General features: G+C 39.0%; 26 protein-coding genes. 7 read left to right on the top strand and 19 right to left on the bottom strand.

From position 1 onward, the window contains the following. Positions 1-62 precede the first annotated feature (62 nt). The 3 genes from GS400_RS07735 to GS400_RS07725 all read right to left on the bottom strand — a co-directional run bounded on the left by GS400_RS07735 (position 63) and on the right by GS400_RS07725 (position 3582). Complete coding sequence (locus tag GS400_RS07735) at positions 63-2444, bottom strand: penicillin acylase family protein (RefSeq protein ID WP_160100559.1); 2382 nt, start codon at positions 2442-2444, stop codon at positions 63-65. Positions 2445-2575: 131 nt separating this feature from the next. Then, positions 2576-2971, bottom strand: coding sequence for a VOC family protein (locus GS400_RS07730; protein WP_160100557.1), 396 nt, complete (start codon positions 2969-2971; stop codon positions 2576-2578). A 74-nt stretch (positions 2972-3045) separates the two neighbouring features. After that, a complete protein-coding gene (locus GS400_RS07725) occupies positions 3046-3582 on the bottom strand; it encodes a hypothetical protein (RefSeq protein ID WP_160100556.1) in 537 nt (178 codons plus the stop codon). Between the two features lie 168 nt (positions 3583-3750). Here GS400_RS07725 and GS400_RS07720 point away from each other — a divergent pair, with 168 nt between their 5' ends. Next, entirely contained in the window at positions 3751-4746 is a 996-nt protein-coding gene (locus GS400_RS07720) for an aldo/keto reductase (protein WP_160100554.1), read from the top strand. A gap of 47 nt (positions 4747-4793) precedes the next feature. Here the strand turns inward: GS400_RS07720 and GS400_RS07715 are convergent, their stop codons facing one another. The 3 genes from GS400_RS07715 to GS400_RS07705 form a co-directional block, all read right to left on the bottom strand. Then, complete coding sequence (locus GS400_RS07715; protein WP_160100552.1) at positions 4794-5168, bottom strand: DUF2500 domain-containing protein; 375 nt, start codon at positions 5166-5168, stop codon at positions 4794-4796. 67 nt (positions 5169-5235) lie between these two features. After that, complete coding sequence (locus GS400_RS07710) at positions 5236-6270, bottom strand: DmpA family aminopeptidase (RefSeq protein ID WP_236561196.1); 1035 nt, start codon at positions 6268-6270, stop codon at positions 5236-5238. 39 nt (positions 6271-6309) lie between these two features. After that, positions 6310-7437 carry an amidohydrolase gene (locus tag GS400_RS07705; protein WP_160100548.1) on the bottom strand — a complete coding sequence of 376 codons (1128 nt, stop codon included), beginning with the start codon at positions 7435-7437 and terminating at the stop codon, positions 6310-6312. Positions 7438-7617: 180 nt separating this feature from the next. Between GS400_RS07705 and GS400_RS07700 the strand changes: the two genes are divergently transcribed. Both GS400_RS07700 and GS400_RS07695 read left to right on the top strand, forming a co-directional pair. After that, positions 7618-8379, top strand: coding sequence for a thermonuclease family protein (locus GS400_RS07700; protein ID WP_160100546.1), 762 nt, complete (start codon positions 7618-7620; stop codon positions 8377-8379). Positions 8380-8397: 18 nt separating this feature from the next. Continuing rightward, complete coding sequence (locus GS400_RS07695) at positions 8398-8640, top strand: hypothetical protein (RefSeq protein WP_160100544.1); 243 nt, start codon at positions 8398-8400, stop codon at positions 8638-8640. A 37-nt stretch (positions 8641-8677) separates the two neighbouring features. Here the strand turns inward: GS400_RS07695 and GS400_RS07690 are convergent, their stop codons facing one another. Further along, entirely contained in the window at positions 8678-9697 is a 1020-nt protein-coding gene (locus GS400_RS07690; protein WP_160100542.1) for an NADP-dependent oxidoreductase, read from the bottom strand. Between the two features lie 262 nt (positions 9698-9959). Between GS400_RS07690 and GS400_RS07685 the strand changes: the two genes are divergently transcribed. Both GS400_RS07685 and GS400_RS07680 read left to right on the top strand, forming a co-directional pair. Next, positions 9960-10487 (top strand): DinB family protein, encoded by a 528-nt coding sequence (locus GS400_RS07685; protein WP_160100540.1) that lies wholly within the window; start codon positions 9960-9962, stop codon positions 10485-10487. Positions 10488-10502: 15 nt separating this feature from the next. Then, on the top strand, positions 10503-10703 hold the full coding sequence (locus tag GS400_RS07680; RefSeq protein WP_160104554.1) for a TipAS antibiotic-recognition domain-containing protein: 201 nt from the start codon (positions 10503-10505) through the stop codon (positions 10701-10703). A gap of 52 nt (positions 10704-10755) precedes the next feature. Here the strand turns inward: GS400_RS07680 and GS400_RS20035 are convergent, their stop codons facing one another. The 9 genes from GS400_RS20035 to GS400_RS07640 form a co-directional block, all read right to left on the bottom strand. Beyond that, positions 10756-10905, bottom strand: a complete 150-nt coding sequence (locus GS400_RS20035) for a hypothetical protein (RefSeq protein WP_201450142.1) — start codon at positions 10903-10905, stop codon at positions 10756-10758. Between the two features lie 56 nt (positions 10906-10961). Continuing rightward, positions 10962-11165, bottom strand: a complete 204-nt coding sequence (locus GS400_RS07675; protein ID WP_160100538.1) for a hypothetical protein — start codon at positions 11163-11165, stop codon at positions 10962-10964. A gap of 22 nt (positions 11166-11187) precedes the next feature. Beyond that, complete coding sequence (locus GS400_RS07670) at positions 11188-11325, bottom strand: hypothetical protein (RefSeq protein WP_160100536.1); 138 nt, start codon at positions 11323-11325, stop codon at positions 11188-11190. A gap of 2 nt (positions 11326-11327) precedes the next feature. Next, complete coding sequence (locus GS400_RS07665) at positions 11328-11909, bottom strand: hypothetical protein (protein WP_160100534.1); 582 nt, start codon at positions 11907-11909, stop codon at positions 11328-11330. 109 nt (positions 11910-12018) lie between these two features. Continuing rightward, positions 12019-12492, bottom strand: a complete 474-nt coding sequence (locus GS400_RS07660; protein WP_160100532.1) for a helical membrane plugin domain-containing protein — start codon at positions 12490-12492, stop codon at positions 12019-12021. After that, positions 12485-15430, bottom strand: coding sequence for a formate dehydrogenase subunit alpha (gene fdhF, locus GS400_RS07655; RefSeq protein ID WP_160100530.1), 2946 nt, complete (start codon positions 15428-15430; stop codon positions 12485-12487). Before fdhF ends, GS400_RS07660 begins: the two co-directional genes overlap by 8 nt. A 412-nt stretch (positions 15431-15842) precedes the next feature. Further along, positions 15843-15980, bottom strand: a complete 138-nt coding sequence (locus tag GS400_RS07650) for a hypothetical protein (RefSeq protein ID WP_160100528.1) — start codon at positions 15978-15980, stop codon at positions 15843-15845. Positions 15981-16100: 120 nt separating this feature from the next. Beyond that, positions 16101-16550 carry an NUDIX domain-containing protein gene (locus GS400_RS07645; RefSeq protein WP_160100526.1) on the bottom strand — a complete coding sequence of 150 codons (450 nt, stop codon included), beginning with the start codon at positions 16548-16550 and terminating at the stop codon, positions 16101-16103. Then, complete coding sequence (locus GS400_RS07640; RefSeq protein WP_160100524.1) at positions 16531-17565, bottom strand: serine hydrolase domain-containing protein; 1035 nt, start codon at positions 17563-17565, stop codon at positions 16531-16533. The genes GS400_RS07645 and GS400_RS07640 overlap by 20 nt, the downstream gene beginning before the upstream one ends. 140 nt (positions 17566-17705) lie before the next feature. On the opposite strand from GS400_RS07640, the gene GS400_RS07635 reads away from it, so the two are divergent. After that, positions 17706-18134 carry a ferritin-like domain-containing protein gene (locus GS400_RS07635; protein ID WP_160104553.1) on the top strand — a complete coding sequence of 143 codons (429 nt, stop codon included), beginning with the start codon at positions 17706-17708 and terminating at the stop codon, positions 18132-18134. Between the two features lie 560 nt (positions 18135-18694). Here the strand turns inward: GS400_RS07635 and GS400_RS07630 are convergent. Continuing rightward, positions 18695-19276, bottom strand: coding sequence for a DUF2087 domain-containing protein (locus tag GS400_RS07630; protein ID WP_160100522.1), 582 nt, complete (start codon positions 19274-19276; stop codon positions 18695-18697). Positions 19277-19419: 143 nt separating this feature from the next. On the opposite strand from GS400_RS07630, the gene GS400_RS07625 reads away from it, so the two are divergent. Next, entirely contained in the window at positions 19420-20919 is a 1500-nt protein-coding gene (locus GS400_RS07625; protein ID WP_160100520.1) for an HD-GYP domain-containing protein, read from the top strand. 513 nt (positions 20920-21432) lie between these two features. On the opposite strand, the gene GS400_RS07620 is transcribed toward GS400_RS07625, so the two are convergent. After that, complete coding sequence (locus tag GS400_RS07620) at positions 21433-22194, bottom strand: sporulation protein (RefSeq protein WP_160100518.1); 762 nt, start codon at positions 22192-22194, stop codon at positions 21433-21435. An 812-nt stretch (positions 22195-23006) separates the two neighbouring features. Further along, positions 23007-24437, bottom strand: a complete 1431-nt coding sequence (locus tag GS400_RS07615; protein WP_160100516.1) for a hypothetical protein — start codon at positions 24435-24437, stop codon at positions 23007-23009. Positions 24438-24447: the final 10 nt, after the last annotated feature.

The raw sequence follows: 24447 nt of genomic DNA, 5'->3' as shown, positions 1-24447 counted from the left end.
AGAATCATTTCCTATCACCATAAATAAGTGGAGACTAACCATTAGTCCCCACTTTCAATAAGTTATTCTGGTTTTAATACAAGCTTAGCCCCTTCATAGCCCTCTGTAACCGTAGTATGATACCCCCCCTCTACCCAATCATCACGTTGGTCATGATACCAGTCACTTCGAAAATGGCCAGCTTGACCCGGACCTACGATGTGGCTAGCTTTTGAGAAGTCTTTTGCATCTACCACGAACCGCCATGATGCACCGTGTCGCACTAGGCCGCTCTCATTATTATAACTAGCAGCCATTACAGTAACACGACTTCCACCAACAGGTATTGGATCTTCTCCATTAAAGAAACGCTCTAAAAAGCTAATACTTGAAAGTGGGTGATCAAATGTTACCCTGTGATAGGCTCCCCATTTCCACTCCTCTACTTGTTCGCCAAATCGATCCGATAAGTCTGAGACAGATTGAGCAAGTGAGGCTTCTAAAAGTTGGTTAAAACCTCCTTGTTCCTTAATCCAAATTGGAGTTTCTCCTTGATCTGCTTTTCGTATCAACTCATCTGTAGTCTGTCCTTGTCCCTTAAACATCGCTAACATTTCTTCAGAAAACGCTTCTTCATATAATCGTTCTGTAAACGTTTGGATCCATTTGTGATACACAAGCGGAGCAGCACCATCTACGTTGTCTTCATAATTCCAACGTTTTAAAAGCGCTACAGCCCTTTTTTGTTTATCTGTAAGATTTTCCTTTGGAAGGTGTTCTAAAAAGATTGGAACAAACTCACGAGCTCGCAAGTTCATTTGATCCATTTGTAGTTCTTTCATATCTTGAGCAGTTAAGTTGTCTCGATCCTTTAACTGTTCTGCGATTCTCATATATCTATACGGCTGTGCCCAATTATTTGATATGTGATAAGGATACGATTCACTTACAACTTTATTATTGGCAGTTGCAATAAATCCCTCATCAGGATTTACAGTAGTGGGTAGTTCATCAAACGGGATAAAACCTTTCCACTCATTTTCTTTTATCCAACCTTCAAGAGGGAGTAATGCCTGATCGCCTTCCTCGTATATTGGAATTTTCCCATTCGCTTTGTATGCGATTGTTCCATCTTTTGCAGCAAAAACAAAATTTTGTGCTGGCACGAGAAACTTCTCTAAACCTTTCTCAAACTCTTCCCAATTCGAAGCTCGATTGATCTCCAATATGGCTTCTAATTCGGTAGAGGCATCTAAAGCTGTCCACCTTAAAGACATAGCGTTATCTTTCCCTGATCTCCCTGCAAAATCAGATATGATCGGACCATGTCTTGTTTCAATGACTTCATATGGAACAGTTTCGCCATCTTTTACTTTTATAGGTTCTTGAATCACTTTAGCTTGTTCCCATTCCCCTTCAAACAAATATTTATCCGGATTATCAGGGTTTCGCTTTTCAAGATAAAGCTGTTGTACGTCCGGTCCGGTGTTCGTTACACCCCATGCAATTTGATTGTTGTGACCTAAAATAATTCCTGGGATACCTGCAAATATCACACCGCTCACATTGTATTCAGGTGACTCTAAGTGCATCTGATACCAGATTGATGGAGTCGCTAAACCTAAGTGAGGATCATCTGCTAATAAAGGTTCACCTGACTTTGTTTTTTTACCTGATACAACCCAGTTGTTACTCCCGTTAAAGGGATGAGGAATCACAGCACCACTAAAGCTATTCTCTATATCCATTTCATTTTTAGTTAAAACAGTGGGTGCATCACTAGGGTAGGAATGAAATAGTTCAAGTGCCTTTTCCTTAGGGAAGGATTGCAACAAGTGATAGTTAAAGGCCTGTCTTTCCCAATGACCCCCTAAGTCAAAAGCCATATACTTACCAATCGTTAACGAATCAATCGGCGTCCACGGCTCCGGCTTCCCGCCCATTAAGATAAACTCAGGACGAGTGCTGTTCGTTTCTTCAGCATGTTGCATATATGCATTCACACCATCTGCATACCACTCCATAATTTGTTTCGCTTCCTCAGAATATGTTTTATAAGATTTTTCAGCAGCACGCCTTAAACCTAATGTTCGAAAATATTTATCTTGCTCCAATGCAGCTTCTCCTGCAACTTCACTCAATCTTCCTGATGCTTGTCTTCTAGCCAAGTCCATTTGAAACATTCGATCTTGCGCTTGAACATACCCTTGTGCCAAAAACAAATCATGTTCATTTTCAGCCTTGATATGGGGAACTCCATCTGCATCCCTTACCACTTCTACTGGAGCTCGTAGTCCCCCAATTGTTAACTCTCCTTCTATTTGAGCTAAACTTTTGTTTATGTATGCGTTTACAAATATGAGGATACTAACACTCGCTAATAACGATACACCAATAATAGAAAGCGTTATAATATGCCATCTTTTTAACTTCCGCTCTCTCCTAGGCTGACGAACAACCTCCATATATTTTCCCCCTCCATTGTAACTACCACTCTATTATATTATGAATTTTCTGATAATAAAACCTATAGAAATTGGACAGTCCATAATAAGACTGCCCAGTTGTTGTAGGGGAATTACTCCCTTGCTTTAACCTACGGTGCTACAACCTCTACTTTTATTCGATCAGGATCTTCGAAAAAAACAGCGTAGTAACCTTCTCCACCTGCATAAGGATGCTGGTCCTCGTATAATACTGTGATCTCTCTTTCTTTTAATTGTTTAGTAATCCAATCAATGTGTTCTTTTGACTCTCCATGAAAAGCAAGGTGATTCAGTCCAGTTCCTTTTCGGTGATAGGGAATATGTATATACTTATCTTCTGTTTGCACAAACACTAGATAGGTATGATCTAACTTAAAACTCTTCCCTTGATCCCATTCTTGGTAAGCTTCATAGCCTAGTTCTTCTAATAACCATCCCCAAAAGGATAAAGACTTCTCTAAATTTGATACATATAATTCAATATGATGCAGGGCTCCTCGTTTCATGTGACGCTCTCCTCGCTTTTTGTTTATATTAAATAAGACGAATCCTACATTTCATAGGATTCGTCTACACATCATTATTTTAATACAGATAATAGATATTTCCATTCTTCAAGGGAAAAGGTTTGTTGTGAGGTTAGAGAGTAAGAAAACGGAGGCTCTTCCCATATTACTTGAAAGATATCACTTCCGTTCATAAATATCGTGTAACTCCTTCCATTTACAACCAAATCTTCTTTTTTGTCAAAAGTATTAGCACGATCAAGCAATTCTTTATCATTTGATTGCTTAAGTGTAAGTATTTCTTCATTTCTGTTTAAAAAGGTTTGTCTTACTAATAACCCTTCATCTAATTGTTGGTATCCAATATATGTTCTGATATATGTCATGGGTGGTTCTTTTAATGTTTTAACATCAAACCCGACCTTCTGCTCCAATTCATCTACCGTTTCAACCATCGTTATTTTGTGTGGGAGTTTTAGTGGTTCGCTCACGGAAACCGCTAGCTCTTTAGGCATAACTGCCTCTTGTGACCGTATTAATAATCCGATACTAATCGTTGTAAAAAGAATCAATGCCACTCCGAATAGTAAACGTTGCGGAATTCTAATCATTTTTATTCCTCCTAGACAAGCTACTATCAATCTATTCTTTTCATTTAGTTTTCATGCAAAAAAAGATGACAAATATCAAGCACACCTATTCATATGGTTATCATGTATTCACAGCGGGTACACTTATTACGAGGTAATATTAGACTTACCAATGGAGGAGGAACATCCATGGAAAACAATCGTGTAAGTAATACTGACATTGAAACATCTAGAATTGGACTTGGTACTTGGGCTATCGGAGGATGGATGTGGGGTGGAACGGATGAAAATCAATCCATCAAAACTATTCACTCAGCTTTAGATAAAGGTGTATCGCTTATCGATACGGCTCCTGTATATGGGTTTGGACGTTCTGAAGAAATCGTTGGAAGAGCCATTCAGCAATACGGAGGAAGAGAAAACATCACGCTTGCTACAAAGGTAGCTCTAAACTGGCAAGATGAACAGGTTTATCGCGATGCGTCTGTTGATCGAATTCACAAAGAAATTGATGCTTCTCTTAAACGTCTGCAAACAGACTACATCGATATCTATCAGGTTCACTGGCCTGACCCTACTGTCCCCATTCACGAAACAGCTGAAGCATTATACTATTTATACAAACAAGGAAAAATACGTGCAATTGGTGTAAGTAACTTTTCACCAGAACAAATGGATACCTTCCGTGAGGCAGCACCATTACACACGGTTCAGCCTCCTTATAATATGTTTGAAAGAGGGATAGAGGAAGATATCCTTCCTTATGTACAAGAGCATAATTTGCATACGCTTCTATATGGGAGTTTATGTAGAGGGTTGCTCACTGGAAAAATGGATCATAACTCAACATTTGAAGGGGATGACCTTCGTAATAACGATCCTAAATTTCAACAACCACGATTTGATCAATATCTTAATGCCGTTCAAGAGCTAGATAAATTGGCTCAAGAACGATTTAATAAACGCATCATTCATTTAGCTCTACGTTTCATCTTAGACCAACCAGGAACAGGTACTGCTCTATGGGGCGGAAGACGACCAGAGCAAATGAATCCAATTGATGAGGTTATGGATTTTAAGATAGATCAAGATACTCAAAAAGCTATTGATGAAATTCTTGTTCGCAACATCGAAAATCCAGTAGGACCTGAATTTATGGCCCCACCTTCTAAACAAGATTTATAAGCCATAATAAAAATCCTCCAGAAACACTGGAGGATTTATTATTATCATTACATTCTTTCAAAATTTTTATAACGAGTACCTTGAAACGTTAATGAACCGACATCGCCTTCTGCTAGCATGCCATACTCTTGACCGTCCACTTGAAGCTCCATTCGGTCACCGCTTTCTACTTCAAAGGTAACGAAATAGTATGTACGTGTGGAATTCATATTATTATTGTTTCGCCCTCTTACTTGAGTACGTTTTGAAATGACTTTTGCATTCACGGTTAATACGGGCTGTTTGTTGTTATTGCTCCATTGCCTAATCCCTTTAACAGCTGTCACAATAAAAATAACAACGATAATAATAAAAACTGCACCAATAAAATAAGGTACTATACTAAATAAACCAAATCCCGGCCCCGGTCCTTGTATTCCCATTTTCCTCACCTCACGCAATATGTACGATATAACCTACTAATGGTTTCACAAATGATCAAAATTTTTATTATTTTTTCAATAATTCATAAGGAAGAGCCTCACCTCTATGTCCCTTCCGACCTTCAGTGGTGTGAGCACTGGTTAAAGAATTCAAAACGGCTTCTTCTGTCGCTTCAGCAACAGCCTGAAACAAGGTATTCATAATAGGATGACTGTCTTGAATACTTGTAAACTTTCTAACTTGATCTTCTGAAAATTGATCTACTCGATTCGAATTCGAAAAAGCTATGATAATATCGCCACTTCCGTGATGGATATGAGATCCAATTCGTCCAAGACCCACCGATGCCCTTTTAGATAAACGTTTTAACTGACGACTATCTAATGGAGCATCCGTAGCAATGATAATCATAATGGATCCATCTGGAACGTCTTGATCAACACTCGAAGTAATGTAATTTGCGTATCGAAACTCTTCCCTACGACCAAAGTTACTGTTCACGAGAACCCCAACATGCCAATCCTCTACTTTTCTTGAAGAACTCCCAATACCACCTTTGTACTGAAAGCACATCATACCGGTACCAGCTCCAATAGCACCTTCTTCAAAAGAAGCGCTAGCATTCTCAATGGCTAAATTTGCATGCTCTGGTTTCACGGATCGCTTCCGGATAGAATTTAAATAACTATCATTGCATTCGCCTACGACAAGATTAATCGTCCCTGTTGTATCACCCACTTCAGGTGTTTGTTTCAACATATAATCAAGTGTTCCATCCAATACAGCCCCAATCGCAAATGTGTTCGTAAGCATTATGGGTGCTTCTAAATTACCAAGTTCTTCAACTTGAACGAGCCCAGCCGTTTTTCCAAAGCCATTTAACACATAACATGCAGCAGGCACCTTTTCATAAAAAAGATGCCCTTCGTGTGGTAAAACGGCTGTTACGCCTGTTTGTATAACTTCTTGATCTTCTAATTCTCGAGATAAAGTAACATGCCCCACTTTAACACCAGGCACATCAGTAATTTGATTACGTTCTCCAACTGATAAAGATCCGATTTGTATCCCTAGATCCCTAGCTTTTCTTCGATTCTTCACAACCGTTTCCTCCTCACTCATTGCCTGGGAAATGATTTATTAAAATACCCAACGCCCATCTATCATGGTACGTTCAACAGAGTTTCGTAAGTCAAAAGGATCTCCACTCCAAAAGACGATGTCAGCATCTTTCCCTTCTTCTAGAGACCCTACTCGATTGTCTATACCTAAGTGCTTCGCTGCATTTAATGTTAATGCCTTCATGGCAATCGATTCATCTAATCCGTGTTTAACGGACATAATGGCACTTGTCATAAGATGTTCAATCGTTACTACAGGGTGGTCAGTTGTAATGGCAAAAGGAATATTTGCTTCTGCAAAAGCAGGAAGGGTGTGCCAGCCACGGTTAACAAGTTCTACTTTTGAGCGTGATGTCATGGTCGGGCCGACAGCTATACTAACATTATGCTTAGCAATGAAGTCAGTCATTAAATGGCCTTCTGTACCATGTTCTATTGTCACATCAATATTAAATTCGTTTTTCACCCGTAAGACTGTTGCGATATCTTCCGCTCTATGAGCATGAACACGTAATGGAATCTTCTTTTCAAGGACTTTAGCAATCTGTTCAAGCTCTAGGTTTCGGTCTTTATCTTCTTTATTCTCTAAATAGTTTTGAGCTTCTATAAGTTTTTGACGGAGTAAAGCTGCTACCCCCATTCTTGTTGTAGGTAGATTACCTTTACCTCCATGAACACGCTTTGGGTTTTCACCAGTAGCTGCTTTCAGTCCTGACGGGGCTTGAACAACCATCTCATCCACTACAGTGCCAGCTGTTTTCACGATCGCCATCTCTCCACCAATTACATTAGCACTCCCTGGAAGGATTTGAACCGTGGTTACTCCCCCTTGTCTTGCATCTTCAAATCCCTGATCAAAAGGATTTATTCCATCTAGTGCACGTATTTGAGCGGTTGTTGCGCTGCTCGTTTCATTAAAATCATGACCTTCATTTCCGATTCCTTGTTCAAAAACACCAATATGTGTATGTACATCTATTAACCCAGGTGTTATCACTTTTCCAGTTGCATCTATTACTTCATAACCTTCCGGAAATTCTTTTGAGCTATCTACTCGCTCAAGCTTACCTTCTTTTATCAAAATCGTTTGTTGTTCAAATTTATCTCCTTTACCATTAAACCCACTCGCATTTACAATTGCGTACACTTTACATTCCCCTTTCTACATCCATTAAGATAAGTGTAAACTATTTCATTAACCGGAATAAATCAAAAAGTATGAAAACTCTAAAATTTCGTCATTTAAGGTAATTACCTATAAGACTAGCATCCCGCTTCGAAATCTATTAAAGTGGTACATAACACCAAAGAATTAAGGAGCTTACATATGCACGCTTTTAAGAACATTGCACTTATCTTATTTTCCTCTATATTAATCCTTGCGGGATGTACAGAAGTGAAACAAGAAAGTAAACAATCACAATCAAAAAAAACAACCGAACAACAAAGCCTTATCAAGGCAAAAGTTGAAAAAGTTGTTGATGGTGACACAATTTCAGTCCAAATGGATGGCAGCGAAGAAACCGTACGCATGTTACTAATCGATACACCTGAAACGAAACACCCTGACAAACCCGTTCAACCTTATGGACCTGAGGCGAGTCAATTCGCTAAAGAAAAGCTATCAGGAAAACAAATCAAGTTAGAAATTGGTACAACGAAGCGAGATAAGTACGATCGTATTCTTGCCTATGTTTATGTAAACGGAGAAATGTACAATAAGCTAGTGGTTCAAAATGGTTTAGCACGTGTTGCATACGTCTATCCACCAAATGATAAGTATGTCGAAGAATTAAGAAAAGCAGAACAAGATGCAAAGAAAAGCTCTAGGGGAATCTGGAGCAACCCTGATTATGTACAGGAAGATGGCTTTCATGATGAGGCTATCAAGGATAAAAAGAAACAACCTGATTCAAGTCAATCAAACATCTCCCTCCCTTATGCACCAGATGGCCCTGATCGGGATTGTGGTGATTTCCAAAAACAAATTGTAGCTCAAGCTTTCTTTGAAGCTGCAGGTGGTCCAAGTGATGATCCTCATCGCCTTGACCGAGATCAAGATGGAGTTGTGTGCGAGACATTACCGTAAGGAAAAGGAGAATGACATATGACAAAGAAGTCATCCTATAATCGTCTCATCAAGAAAATTGTCTTGTTGGTTCCAGCCGTTTTACTTTACGCGCTATTCTTCGGATTTGGCACCTGGGTTGTTTTACATGCTAAAGACATGGAAACATTCACACCAGGCTTACTAGCCATTTGGGTAGTATTACTGCTCTTAGTGCTGTTAACAGCCATAATGATAACAGCTCAATATTCAAAATGGTTAGATAAAGAGAAGACCTCATAAAACAAGCCAGGCAATTATTCGCCTGGCTTGTCTTTACTTAATATTTCGGATCTGCAACCTTTACAAGCTGTTTTCCTAAGTTATTTCCTTCAAATAAACCAAGAAATGCTTCTGGAATCTGGTCAAATCCTTCTGTGATCGTCTCTTCGTATTTTAGTTTTCCTTCAGCTAACCATGTTCCAAGTTGTTTAATCCCTTCAGGGAAACGCTCTGCAAAATCACCGACGATAAAGGCTTGCATTAAAGCACGACTCTTCAACAACTTCGTTTGAACACGTGGACCTAAATCTCCATCTGTTCTATTATAGGAAGAAATAGCGCCACAAAGTGGGATACGCGCAAAGGAGTTCAGAAGGTTTAACACTGCATCTGATATCTCTCCACCTACATTATCAAAATACACATCTACACCATTTGGACATAAACCAAACAATGCATCTTGAATGTTCTCTACCGTTTTATAGTTAACTCCCGCATCAAAGCCAAGTTCACTCACGATATAGTCTACTTTTTCATCTGATCCTGCAATACCAACCACATGGGCTCCCTGATTTTTAGCGATTTGCCCCACGATCATTCCGACAGCTCCAGCTGCACCAGAAACAACAACCGTTTCCCCTTCTTTTGGCTTACCAATCTCCATTAATCCAAAATAAGCTGTTAATCCTGTTAAACCAAGTGCACCTAGATAAGCACTCAATGGAGCACGTTCCCCATCAACTTTTCTAAGCTGACTTGCTGGTACAGTATTAAAACGACGCCATCCAATCATGCCGAAGACTTTGTCCCCGACTTGCAGTTCATCATCTTCAGATTCCACGACTTCGCCCACAACGCCACCGGAAATGACCTCATCTACTTTAAAAGGTTCTATATAAGATTTTTGATCATTCATGCGACCACGCATATAAGGGTCTACGGAAATATAAAGACTGCGAACGACAACCTCGCCCTTTTGAGGTGCTTTCACCTCTATTTGTTCATAAGTAAAGTTTTCTTCAGAAGGCATTCCTTCAGGACGTTTTGCTAATACAATTTGTTCATTTTGTTCAGCCATTTTAATAATACTCCTTTCATTTCATTTCTTTAGATTGTATTCCCAATTTGATTGCATTCAATATAAATAATGCGGTAAAAAAAGAGCCAAAGGATAACCTTTAGCTCTTTTCTTATCAAAATCATATCTAGAATTATGGCATTCAGCAAATGTTATGCATTATATGTACACCTTTATTCTACCATTATTTTCATTAAAATAAGAGACTATAATTTATAAAATCCCTCCTGTACACTGAACTATACTTGAAAGGAGAGAATATATGTCTATTGATTATCGAATTCAACCAATTAAGGATTATGCACCTCAGATCGGAGTCCTTGTATCTATGCTAGACCACACTCGGGATGTAACCTTATCGGAGATTAGAGATTTAACACCACAAGAACTCGACCAACGCCCCTCCTCATTTCAGAACTCAATCGGTTCCTTATTACAGCACATAGCTGGAATAGAAAAAGCTCATCAACTTATAACATTTGAAGGAAGAGATTTTACTAAAGAAGAGTGGGAAGTGTGGGAGCCAACGCTTGTACTCGGGGAAAAAGGAAAAGAAATACAAGGAAACACGGTTGACTATTACATAGAACTTTTAACATTCATTCGTGAAAAAACACAACATGAGCTTCAACAAAAGCCTGATCAATGGCTTTGGGAAGAGTACAAGTGGCCTCACGGTGTATCTTATAATTATCATTTCATGTGGTACCACGTTATGGAGGATGAACTAAATCACAGAGGACAAATACGACTTTTGAAAAAAGCATTAAAAAAGCAAAATGGAAGTTGACTCTCACGTTACGTAATAGTCTACGATGATCTTGTTGGCAATTGGAAACAATTTATCACTGATTACTTTTACGATTGTAGCTTGGAGATATATCGTGGCTTAGCTGCCCTATATGTCGACGACCCACGATTCACCAAATACATTGATAAACATGGAGAGGGATTCTCCCAATACTTGCGTAAAGCTATGATTATTTACTGTGACAACCAAAGTTAAAACAAATGTACCGTGCTCACACGTTGAGTACGGTACATTTTACTACATCCATTTATCCATCGTTCATGGATGTGTGGGTTGGGTGAATGGCTTTTTCAAGTTCTTCTGCTGACATCACGTTATTACCAGCATCTTTCGCATCACTGGTCGGTTTCCCCTTTTGACTGCCATTATGATTTTGTCGCTTTTTCTTCTTGGTCACATGTATCCCTCCTCAAGGTATAGCATGTGGAAGTTGCAGTCATTTTATTTAGAGAATTACATTCCTCCACCGCCACCACCATTAGGAGGAACACGCCAGCTTTTTGCCTTCTCTCTTGTTACATTTTGTTCCGCTTCAATTTCTTCAGAGGTTTTGTCTTTATGAAGCATCAATTTGTCTCGCTTATTCTTTTTGATGACCAAGTAAATGATATAAACCACAAGTAAGGTAAATCCGATGTTCGCTAAAATGGCTAACAAAGCAATCCCCTTTCACAATTTTTTACATACGCATATCTTTTTTAGCTCTTGCTTCTTTTCTACTCTCTTTAATTATTTTAGAGTTAACTTCACTCTTCTCAGAAGCAATTAAGTAAACGACCAACCCTAAAAAGATAACTGCCATGATATTAGAAAACATGATTAGACTCCTTTTGATAAAAAATTAATGACAACCAGTAGGACGACAATTATACCTACAATACTGTTCAACCAATTGAACTTTTTATTCAATCGAATATCAACAAAAACTTGAGTAATACTAGATAAAATAAATATAATAGCTAAAAAATTTACCATCCCCCACATATGATTACTAATTTGAAGGATAGCAAGATAAATCCAAAATGTACGAACATTCAATAGTATCTGATCAAATACATGCATTTGGATTCCAAATCGTTTCTTATACCATTCGTAATTCCACATAATGCTACTTATTAGGATTATCCCTAATAATAATCCCAACTCCACAGTAGACGATAAAATCCAAAATGAAAAAATTAGAATAGAACCTAATCCCAGTGATAGCAATCCTTTTTTAATGGATCCGTTTTTGAAAAGGGTGTATAACCCATATCCCCATAACAAACTTGTAAAGGGTGGCACAGCCCAATCTACCGGCATTTCTTCCGTCAACAATAATATAAGCACGGCAAAACCAGTAAAAAAAATTAAGATTTTCTTTATTGGAACGGAAGCAAGGTCTTCAGAAAGCTGACTCACAAAACCACCTCTATTTTACATTACACCCCTATTTTAACAGAGAATGGAAAAGACATAAGAAAAAGCGAGTGATTTTTTTACAAATTCACTCGCTTCCAACTACAATCCTTTAATTTCTTTTCCCTAATCCTCTTATAAAGTGCAGCATCATCGTAATACCCTGATTAATTTCCGGGTCTTTTAAAGCCTTCATCAGATCCATCATAGAAGTTTTTTCATCTAGTTCACTGCCTTCTTCCATGCCTTCTAACCCTTGATTTAGACGTTGGGATAGCTCACGTACCTTCTGAACATCTAAATCTCCCATAAGAAATACAAACTCAAACAAATTCTCAAAAGTCTTTGAGTAACGCGGCTTGTTTGCTTCAGTGACAAAGTGACCTAACGCATCCTCTTTATGCTTTACGAACGCATTAAGTGTATCCAATGTTCCAGCCTCATCTAGAGTACGAATTAAATCAATGGCTTTCTCAATCGATTCAGCATTGTCTGCCATCTTCGCCTCAAGATTTGAGACCTTTTTTGCGCGTATTTGCTCTTGGGTCATTTCCATTCGTTTAATTCGCGATATTGCTTTAGCCATCTCGACTCACCTGATTTCCTGGGAAGGTATAATCATCTCTCTCCCATTTTCGTTCAACTCCAACACTGATTTGAGGTTGTGGATTACCTCTTCGGTGATTGTTATCTGGAACGGGTGACTTCCCTTTCTTACGAATGACATCCATTTTAACGGCAATCTCTTTATAGGCTGGTGTATTAGTATCCTTATCAACTCGATTATCCGTTAAGAAGTTTACTGCCGACTTACCGTTATCATTGAGTGGTAGGTAAAGTTCTTTTCCAGCCACGCGATCGGTAACATGTACTTCTCCTGTTGCAGAACCAGCATGTGATGTTAAACGAACTAATGCTCCTTCTTCAATACCCCGTTCCTCAGCTAATTCTGGTGAAACTTCAAGAAAGGCATTTGGTGTTTTACGAACAATACCAGGTGTTTTATAAGTCATGTTTCCTTCATGGAAGTGTTCAAGTAACCTTCCGTTATTGACATGGAGATCAAATTCTTCATTTGTCTCATAAAGATTCTCATAGCTTAAGGAATAGAATCGTGCCTTTCCATCTGCAAATGGGAATTCGTCTTCATACAATAATGGTGTATCCGTTCCATCTGGTGCTACAGGCCATTGCAAGCTATTGTAACCTTCAAGACGGTCATATGTTACACCTGCGAACAATGGAGTTAAAAAGGCCGCTTCTTCCATAATTTTTTCAGGGTGATCATAACCCCAATCATATCCTAATTCCTTTGCAATAAGCTGAATGATTTCCCAATCTGGTTTTGTGCCTTCGAGTGGTTCCATGGCTTTATAAATACGTTGGAAACGGCGTTCTGTATTCGTGAACGTACCATCTTTTTCAAGTGAACTACAAGCAGGTAGAACAACATCAGCATATTCAGCTGTTTTCGTTAAGAATAGATCTTGGACAACCATGAAATCCAATTTCTCAAAACCTGCTGTTACATAATTAATATTGGCATCAACTATTCCTGTATCTTCACCAAGGATAAACATACTCTTTAAGTTACCCTCGTGTATGTTTTCAATCATTTGGTGGTTATCCATACCAGGGTCTATTGGTAAATCAACCTGCCATAGGTTTTCATAACGTTGTCTAGCGTCATCATCTGTTGTTTTTTCATAACCAGGGAAAAAGTTCGGCATACTACCAAAGTCACTGCAACCCTGAACGTTATTATGACCACGTAATGGATAAGCACCTGCACCTGGCTTTTTATAGTTTCCTGTAGCTAATAACAAGTTGGAAATGGCTGTACTTGTGTCACTTCCAAGTTGGTGCTGTGTTACGCCCATCGCCCAACATATCGAAGTCGTTTCAGCTTCATAAACCTCTTTCGCAACTTGCTTTAACATTTCTTGAGTAATGCCTGTTGTTTTTTCTGCATACTCCAACGTGAATGGCTTTAAGCTCTCATAGTACTCTTCAAAGTCATTCACCCAGGTATCAATAAATTCTTTATCATGCCAGCCTTGGTCGATTATATATTTGGTTACAGCGGATAACCATACAAGGTCTGTCCCTGGAGCTGGCTGAATAAATTCATCTGCACGTTTTCCCATTTCATGCTTACGTAAATCAAATACATATAGTTTCTGACCAAAAAGCTTCTGGGAACGTTTGATTCGAGATGCCAACACAGGGTGAGATTCAGCTGTATTGGACCCAATAGTCATAACAAGCTCAGCTTTAGCAATATCCTCAATTGACCCAGCATCTCCTCCATGACCAACTGTACGGAAAAGTCCTTTAGTAGCTGGGGACTGACAATATCTTGAGCAATTATCAACATTATTGGTTCCAATCACTTGGCGGGCAAGCTTTTGCATTACATAAGATTCTTCATTGGTTGCTTTAGAAGAAGAGATAAAGCCCATGGAATCTGCACCATGCTCTACTTTTAGTCGATTGAAGTTTTCAGCGATAACGTTAATGGCTTCATCCCATTCGACTTCTTTAAAATGGTCTCCATCTCGCACTAACGGTTTCGTTAAACGATCATCACTATTTACGTAATCCCAGCCGAACTTCCCTTTTACACATGTTGAAATAGAGTTTGCTGGTGAATCAATTTGAGGTTCTACTTTCAAGACTTCGCGACCTTTTGTCCATACATCGAATGAGCAACCAACCCCACAATATGTACAAACGGTTTTGGTCTTTTCAATTCGATCCTCACGCATATTCGCTTCCGTATCAGACACAGCGAAAAGTGGTCCATATCCAGGCTCAACTTTTTTGGTAAGTTCAATCATGGAACGAAGCAAGCCTGGCTCATGGTCTGTCATGAAACCTGCTTCCCCTTCCATATTGGTTTCGATTAGAGCATTACATGGACAAACTGTTACACATTGACCACAGTTTACACAAGAGGACTGATCAATTGGAACATCATTGTCCCAGATTACGCGTGGTTGTTGTCGCTCCCAATCAATCGTTAATGTTTCATTGACCTGAATATCCTGACATACCTCTACACATCGACCACACAAAATACATTGATCTGGATCATATCTGTAAAAGGAGCCAGTACGATCAACCTCATATGGTTTTGGCTCAAATGGCTTCGATTGGTGTTCGATTCCGAAATCAGCCATTGCATTATGAATTTCACATGAACCGTTGTTATAATCACAAACTGTACAATAGAGTTCGTGTTTTTGCATAATCCGATCTAACGCTTCTTTTTGAGAAGATTGCACAAGCTCTTTTTGTGTAAAAACCTCCATACCTGCCTCAACTTTTGTTCCGCAAGCCCGTTTCAACTCTCCGTTTACTTCTACTACACAAGTGTCACAGGTTTCTATTGCACCAAGCGCTTCATGGTAACAAATCTGAGGTACCTCAACTTCAGCCTCATTCAGTAATTGAATCAAAGATTGTCCCGGCTTGGCTAGCAATTCTTTACCATCAACATTTACGATCGTATGCTCCTGCACGTCCGTTCCCCCTTAGACTAATTTAAAATCGTTGAATTTCATAGCTGTATGTAATATAAATTGTCATAAAAAAACTTAGTATGAATTCTTTACCACTAGTGTTATGGCTTTAAACATTCAATATATATAAAATCGAAAACAGGATTTTATTAAAGAGGAAATTTAGTGAACATGGTACTTAATGATGAGATAAAAAAACCCAGAATAAATAAATTCTGAGCTTTTCTTCCCGATATTTAGACTGGGGATTGTCGCCTATTAACTATACTAATTTTATATGATTTATCATGTAATTTATTGCTTATCCTTAATGACTTGTATAGCTTTTTCGATATATTCATCTCTACCTTCATGAATTGCTTTCAAGCTTGGTTCAACAAGGTAGTCAGGTTGAATACTATAGGTATCAGAGTTAACCTGATAAGTCTGTGGAAGTGATATAGTTAGGAAGCTGAAATTCTATTACTCCACCAAGATCTCCTTTAGTTGACTGACCCACAACCTCTCCTACATCACTTTCCTTAAGAATTCTTATTAATGACTCGGACATAGATTGTGTATCTGGGCAACTCTCACAAGTTCACACCGAGGAATACCACTCTTAATATTCCATGTTTTCCATAACTTTTAAATATTTACGGGTAAATAAAGTTGTATGTTTCAAAAATATTTAAAAAATTTTATGTAATAATGCTACATCTACTTCATCAACTTCTCCTATACGTTCTTCTCCATCCCAAAACACAATTGCATCGGTTTCTTCATTCTCATGAAATGGTTGTAACTTTTCAACCACTCCAGTAAAAACAGGGTTATACTTTTCTTTTCCATTCTCTTTGTTAACAAGCTTCATTACACCAATCCATGATAAACCACTAACCACTTGACCTGTTTCTTCTTTCAATTCACGCTCCGCACATTCCCAAGGTGTTTCGCCAGGTTCTCTTTTTCCGGCTGGTAACTCCCATTGTTCACGCTTATGGTTATGACACAATAATGTTCTACCGTCTTTTCGAGCAATTACAAATGAACCTGAAAGGATAAAGTCATCTATTGAATAATTTCTACTATTATAAAACTGTTCAATTTGATAACCGAATTTATTTGGACTTCCGATCATCTGTGAACCCCCCTTTTTCAAAAATAGAAATAGCTAAATCGCCTAAACCATTTATATCTTGTAAGTAGTCGTACCCAGGGGGATTTCCTCTTTTGTTATACATCCGAACGACTACAGCATTATATTCTGGAATAGCTAAACAAACACATCCTGACTTCCCCAAGATTTGCAGGGATTCATCTGGTACGTTTTCTCCGATTTCAGAATAGGGATATCGATCTTTTTGAATCCACCAAAAAAGGCTATGATGCGGAATAGGTACTGATGGATCAGGATTTTGACTCTTTCGGATTAGATCAAACCATTCTTCAGGTAATCGTTGTTCGTCTCCTATACAACCTTTATTTAATTGAAGGTAGCCCCAAAAAGCTAAATCTCTAGCACTCACATATAAATTTTTCTCATTACCTGATAAGTCGCCTAGTCGTAAACTTTCTTTATTATCATCCAAAATGTCACGAACTAGTTCAGGATTTGGTTCCGACAACCACCCGGTCTCCTTCATAGATAATTGGTTGAAAACATTTTCTCTTAAAACCTCTGCTACAGTTTGTCCTGTTGCATTGAAGATAGCTTGATACAATAGCTCTAAACCTGCTCCGTTATAAACCCAGTCAGTCCCTGGTTCAAAAAGCTTTTTATAACCCCCCTCCTCAAAATCTAATCCATGAGTATGCGTTACGATGTGCCGAAATCTAATGCCTTTTGCAGCTTCCATTGGTACATAATCAAATACTTCATCATCTAAATCGTTAATAAATCCTCTATGTATGCAAATGGATAAAGCTAAGCCTATGTAACTTTTTCGTACTGAGAAAACATTAAACCGTGAATTCGGTTGGACCTCTCTTGTATGAGTTTGGTCATGATACCCTTTATACCATTCACCAACAATAGTATTTCCCTTCAAAACATAAACCGCTGATGCTGTAGCGCCATTTATTTCTCCATGTTCGTCTACGTATTGATATAACGATTCAAAAGAAGGATGAAGCTTTTTGTTCGAATTGAACATGGGGGATAGTTGACTCGTCATTAAAATTCCCTGCTTTCATTAATGTTTGATCTTGTTAATACTTCTATGTTTGCATTGAAATACCTTTTCGCTAGGAATAAATTTGAATGTTCATGCCAAACTATCGAGTGAGGTGATGAATCATGAATCAAGACGTTGTAAAAGAATTAAATGCGTTTTTGAAAGGACAATATATGGGTATTCATGCTTATGAGCATCTTATTCAACGAGCAGGAGATCCTGAAGTTAAAGGGCTGTTGCAACAAATTCAACAGGACCATAAACAACATGCTTTAAAGATTGCTGAACGCATTCAGGATTTAGGTGGTACCCCTGTTGATGATGAAGGGTTCGTTGGTTCTATCCAAGGAATTATCAGCCGTGTAACTGCTCCAAATGACACTCAAGGTATATTACAATCCGCTCTTAAAGGAGAAGGATATTATGGAGTAGAGGTTTCTGAGGAAATTGTAAAAGGAGACTTAGATCCGGAAAGCAAAAGAATCGTAGAATCTATTCTAGATGAGGACCGTCAACACGTTGATGTATTACAAAATGTATTAAAGTAAAGAACAATAGCGGCAAAAAGGATACTATTTATTGGACGTTGGAGCTGGTTGGGGCCCAATTCTAATTAAAGCTTAGCCATAAAAGCTATATATTTTATAATTTCTTTGACGATAAAAAAGACGGAAAGCATATGCTCTTCCGTCTTAAAATCTTATGTTTACTGACAAACTAACGATCTTGAAGGTTCAACTCTAGTTGTCGGAGGGACCAACTCCCCATGTACATTAACAATCTGGAAACGATAACGACTGTAGACCCAATCATCCTTTAAGCGACTCACAAAACGTTTGGCGGCATCATAATCATAAAACACAAGTTCTTCCCTTGTAGGACTTGGCTTCTCAAAACTTATCTTTGTGGCCCGGTTGTAGTATGCAATCACTTTGAAGGTCAATACATGTCGCCTCCTCTGGGGTCTCTCTTTATCCCTTTTATCTATTATCATATAAAAATTCAGAATTTTCAATACATAATTCGACAAAATGATAGGTTGGTCTCAGGAATTTAGATAAGCATCAAATTAGAATGAGTAAAAAAACGGAGGTCGATTGTATGCGTCTTAAAATACCACAGGCCACATTTCTTTTGGGTTAAGCTCATACTGACCATTTTCCCTATACATAAAGTGATGCATAACCCATTCGCGTCGAATCGTAGCAAAGTCTTCATGATATTGTTTGATGTATTCATTTATTTCTTTTTCATTATAGGTTTTACCAGGTTGTAATTGACGAATCATGTATGCAAGGGCTACAAGTTTCTTCTTTTGCTGGCTTGGAATTTGCTTTAAAGTTCCATCTGCATCGAAAAAATTTTTAATAATGGATAGTTTATCTTTTTCCTCAACTTGCATTTCTTGAGTCACTCTTGTTTCCTCCCCTATTTTTAATATCGCATTTGCATTAACTTCGAGTTTCTTATGGTCCAAATAAAAATAAATTGTGTTTCGATCTCGACGTTGGTAAACCAGTCCGGTATCTCGTAATTTCGCAACATGATGTGTGATCGTAGGAGGTTTTAACCCAAGTTTATTCGCTATAGCCTGACCATGAAGTGGACCTTGCTTTAATAATGAAATAATTCGAATCCTTGTTGGATCACCTAAAGCCTTATGAAAATGAACAAGTTTATCTAATTGCATTCCCCACACCTCCTAATTCGATGTTCATCTAATTTGATACTAATAAAATTAAGTGGCTACGTCAATACATTTTCAACCAATCTAGCTTTAAATTTGCTATAATGGAAGGACTAGTACTTTTAAACTACAAAGAGGTGTTTTATATGCCTATTCTCAACACGTTCCAACGAAGAATGCTCCTCAACTATATACTCGGATCTTTTATTGCCGTGTTTGGTGTTGGGAGTATTTTTATCTTTCACACACTAACGTTAAGTACTCAAGAAATTACTGCTTTATTAATTGTTATGGCTCTATCTGTTTTTTGTATGCTTACTTGTGAATTTATCGTATTCCAAAAACATATTAGACCTATCAAAACGATTGTCCAAACATCTTCACCAACCATAACAGAGTTAGAAAAAGGGTATATTAGAGCTCACCGATTTCCGATTTTAACCGTTAAGCGCATTTTGCTCCCTCACCTTTTTGGACTTTCTGTGCCTGCTTCGTCCTTAACAACCTTTTTAATTTATTTTAATATTGTTCAATTACCTTATTATTATATCTTGTTAGCTTGGGCTGGAGCTGCTTTAATAGCTGTCATGCATGCTTTAATCGAATTTTTTCTAACCTATCAAACGGTTAAGCCCCTAATATCACATATTACAGCTCGTACAAAGAAGCTATATGGGAGTCATTTTTCCATTGATGAGTCTTACTTTTTGAGCATCCGTAAAAAGCTTCTTGTTACATCTGTATTTACGGCAGTATTTCCAATAGTTTTGTTCATTCTTGCTTCCCAAATACGATTAGCTGAAAACCAGACAGATATTCTTCAGAATTATTGGAATTGGGCATCCATGATTCTAATCGTGATTCTAGCAATCTCTCTTAGCGGAGCCTTGCTCGTTTACAAGAATATCGAAGAACCTATCAATGCTTTGCGTGATGGGTTAAATCAGGTTCGAAATGGAGACTTTGAGCATATGGAGAATACATATTCAGATGAGTTTTCACAACTTGTACAAGGATTTAACCACATGGTCTCTGGTATACAAGACCGTGACCAACGTAATGAACAACTTCTTGAAAGCTTCTTTACTGTTTTTGCCGCTACACTTGATGCACGAGATCCATACACAGCAGGACACTCTCAACGTGTTGCAGACTACAGTGTTATGATTGCTCAAAAGGCAGATTTTTCATCGGAAATGGTAGACCTCTTAAGAAAATCTGCTCTCTTGCATGACATTGGTAAAATCGGCATACGGGATGACGTGTTACTCAAAGATGGCAAACTAGATGAATATGAATTTGAACAAATTAAACAACACCCTGTCATAGGGGCAAATATTCTGGAACAGGTGAACTTACCTCAAGACTTGCAACCTTTGTTACCTGGGGTAAAATACCACCACGAACGGTATGATGGAAAAGGATATCCGGAAGGCTTAAGCGGAGATAACATCCCTTTATTCGGACGTATCATGGCTGTAGCTGATGCCTATGATGCAATGACTTCAGACCGTCCTTACCGAACAGGAATGTCTTCTGAAAAAGCATTGCAGATCATTGAAGAAGGTAAAGGTACACAGTGGGACCCATATTTTGCTGAAGTATTTTTAGAGGTTATGGGGAAGAAAGAACGAATACCAGTATAAGAATAAAAGCGCAAGCGCACGTTTAGCAACGAAGGGACTGGACTGAGCTCGTAGTGAGATTAACTAAACTTGCTGATTGGCAAGCCAATAGGCGCAGACTGAAGCTTAGTTGCCGAGGTACTTTAACCTAGAAATTTTAACTACGTCGAAACACTCCTTCGCTAAAATTTCATGTCATCAAATGTGTAAAAGAAACACAATTTGTGAAGCAATTTGATGTTGACTTATCGAACGGAGAAAGGAATAAGGAAGATCGGTTAATTTCGTCACATCTTGTGACAACACCGATCTGACCTACTTCCTGTAGGCCCAAGTTCGTCACGTCTTGTGACAACGTCTATCTGACCCACGTCGTGTGGACCCAAGTCCATTCGTTGCTGGGCGCTGGAGCTGGACGTGGCCACGCTCTCATAAATGAGTTATACACAAGCCACCAATTTTATAATTTCCTAGATAATTGAAAAAGCTAGAGCAGATTATTTAAATCTGCTCTAGCTTTATTTTGTGTGGGGCTTAGTTTGAAAAACGTTCAATTAATTGTTCAAGTTTACTTGCGATTGCCTCTTCACCTTCTGCAAGTTCTTGATTAGAAAGGTGCGTTCTTACATGGCTTTCATCAGTGTCTAAGGCTTCAGATAATAATCCACCTAATCCTTTAGCACGGCGATCCACTTGAATGAAAAGCTCCAATCCTTCCGACTTAGGGAAGAATAGAATTTCTAATTCATCTAAATCACTACGGAACTTCCCTCCAGGTTGGAATTCAAATTCCTGTACGATTTGATAGTTGCGCGCATATTCCATTTCAACTTTTCGTAGCTTGAATCCTAATTCATGCTGCACAGCTGTAAGGACTGTTTGAACATTTTCTGAAGGGTCAACATGAATGTAGTCTCGATCTTGTGGGTCTAGTGCATTCGGAATATCTAAACCTGTTTGAAACCAGATTGGAAGACGTCCAAAGCTTGCTGGCGTATCGAGTGGTAGGGTGAAAGAAAAATCAATTTCCTTTTCTTCCCCTTCACCTAAAGTGAATGAATCTGTGATATTGAATCGGTGAACCACTTCATCCTCACGTACCTTGCGATCATCAACCTCTTTTACAACTTCTGTCATCAAGAATAGGTTGATGCGATCAATTTGTTGTTCAACACTGCCACCTTGCATAACAACCTTCCCGCGAACTTCCTCACCTGCTGTATAGCGTTCTTTTTCTAATTGTGTATCTACTTTAGCTGCTCCGATTCCTAAACTAGCCATCATTTTTTTAAACATAACTCACTTCATCCTCTCTTGCTCATATTCACAATACTTTCTACGTCTTATGATACGATAATGTTTCATGATTTTCATAGAAAAACATATTGGGATCTTAATTAGATCTTCCATTAAAGCCCCCTTATGTGGAAGACTTGGTTTCGAGATAATGTGCGTATGGTTCCGTTGCTTTTGTGCAGATCGGCGGGCTGTGGAACGGGTTGCTTTCCCCGGAAGACCGATCGAGCTTCCTCGTCACTTCGTTCCTGCGGGATCTCGCTCGCCCTTTCTACCGGAGGAGTCAACCCGTTCCACAGCCCGCCTTAGCCGAATGGAGATTAACGGAACCGCCTTAGTTCTGGGATGAGGTGTTCTGTTTCCAGGTAGTATAACCCTATCATGACAAGGCTCTGAACAACTTCTCTGAATATGATTTCCAACCAACATGAGGTGGGATAGCAAAATTATGGTCCGTTAGTTTCCATAATCGCGTGGAGGGAAGGAAACGGCAAACTGTCGTGGTAGCAAAGGCAAGACGAGACCCCGCAGGAACGAGGAGGCTAGGCTATACAATGGAGGTTCTACTAAAACCGCCACATCATGTGGCAACGTAGAACTACCCCACGTCGTGTGGGGCAACAACAGGCTTGCCGTTTCACTGACCGCAACAAATTACCCAATAGCAACGGACTCCTCTCAGTTTCAAGTCTTCAACAATCCTGCCATATAACTGAATAAGTATTAGTCCCCACAATAAAAACCACATAGGATTCTATTGAATAATCCTATGTGGTTACATACACTTCCTTACATGTGTCCTTATTTATCTTTTACCATATCAATACCGCAAATAACGTTGCTGCTAATAACCCCAACATTACCGGAATGAAGTTTTTCCGTACGAGGTCCATGACAGGTACCCCACAGAATCCTGCGATGGCAATCATGGATGACCATGCGATGATAGTACCTCCACCCGTCCAGATCGATCCCATCTGTCCAATTGCTGCTAGTGTCGCTGGATCCATTCCTCCACTCGCAAGTGCACCTGATAAAGCACCTGTTAGAGGTAACCCTGAGAACCCTGAACCATCAAGCCCAGTGATAATCCCTATAATCAACACACTAAAGGCAGCCAATACTGTACTTTGTGGCAGAATTTCTTGTGATGCTTGAACCAGATCGAACAAGAATGCAGGGGCCGTTTCATCTCCTAATGATAAGATAGAACCTGCAAAATCAGAACTACCTAAAAAGAAGAATCCAGCAATCGGGATTACAGGACCCATTGCTTTAAAAGCAAACACGAACCCATCTGTTATGTGTTCACTAATATAATCAAGTGCATTGTGACGGCCGAAAGCAACGGTAGCTAATAATAACAAAATGACAGCTACCCCACCAATAAATGCGGCTCCATCTCCTCCTTCAAAACCACCCATGCGACCTGTTCCAAGTTTCGTTGAAATCATAAATACCATAACCGATAGCATAGATAACGGAACTAATACAGCAAACAGCTTACTCCAAAATCCAATGCCATTGTTCTGGGGCTCACGAGTTGTCTCTTCATTTCCTAATCCTTGAAGTGACTGCAACTCTGGCTCGATTCTAGGGTCTCCCTTTTTACGAATCGTCTTTTTATTCATGAGATAAGCTAAACCAATCGCTACAAATCCTGTTACAAGGGATAAAACAAGGGCTTTATCTACAATCATTTCCTTGTCAATTCCCCCTGCAGTTGCTGATAACCCAGGAGCAACTTGCATGATATAGTCTGATGATAAAGCCATCCCTTGCCCTGCTAAAGCAACTGCTATCGCTGCCATCATGGCTGGTAATCCGGCTCTCACAGCAGCAGGCACTAAAAGCGCACAAATCAACGGAACAGCTGGTGTCGGCCAGAAAAATAAAGATATGACATATGTGACGCCGACAAGTACGAAATAAGCGATATGTCCATTTTTCATAACCGGCTGAATGGGTTGAATCATTCTGCGGTCTGCACCTAAATCTTTTAATGCTTGTAATAAAGCCACCATAAACGTAATGATCAAGAAAATGTTGAAGAGCTCTTTAGCGGCTACAAGGTTTGCATTAAATACAGCGGTAAATCCACCGACAAGATCTCCCTTATAAACCCATGCAATGATAAACGTACCGAGTAATGTAGGGAGCACAACCCCTTTGCGGAACACCATTGTAACAATAATTAAAAGCGTAATAATCGCATACAACCAATGTGTAACGGTTAACTCCAAACTGGCTCAC

The organism is Pontibacillus sp. HMF3514 (genome assembly GCF_009858175.1).
Taxonomy (GTDB): Bacteria; Bacillota; Bacilli; order Bacillales; family BH030062; genus Pontibacillus.
The sequence above is the reverse complement of the archived record's forward strand: the minus strand, read 5'-3'. Positions and strand labels throughout refer to the sequence as shown.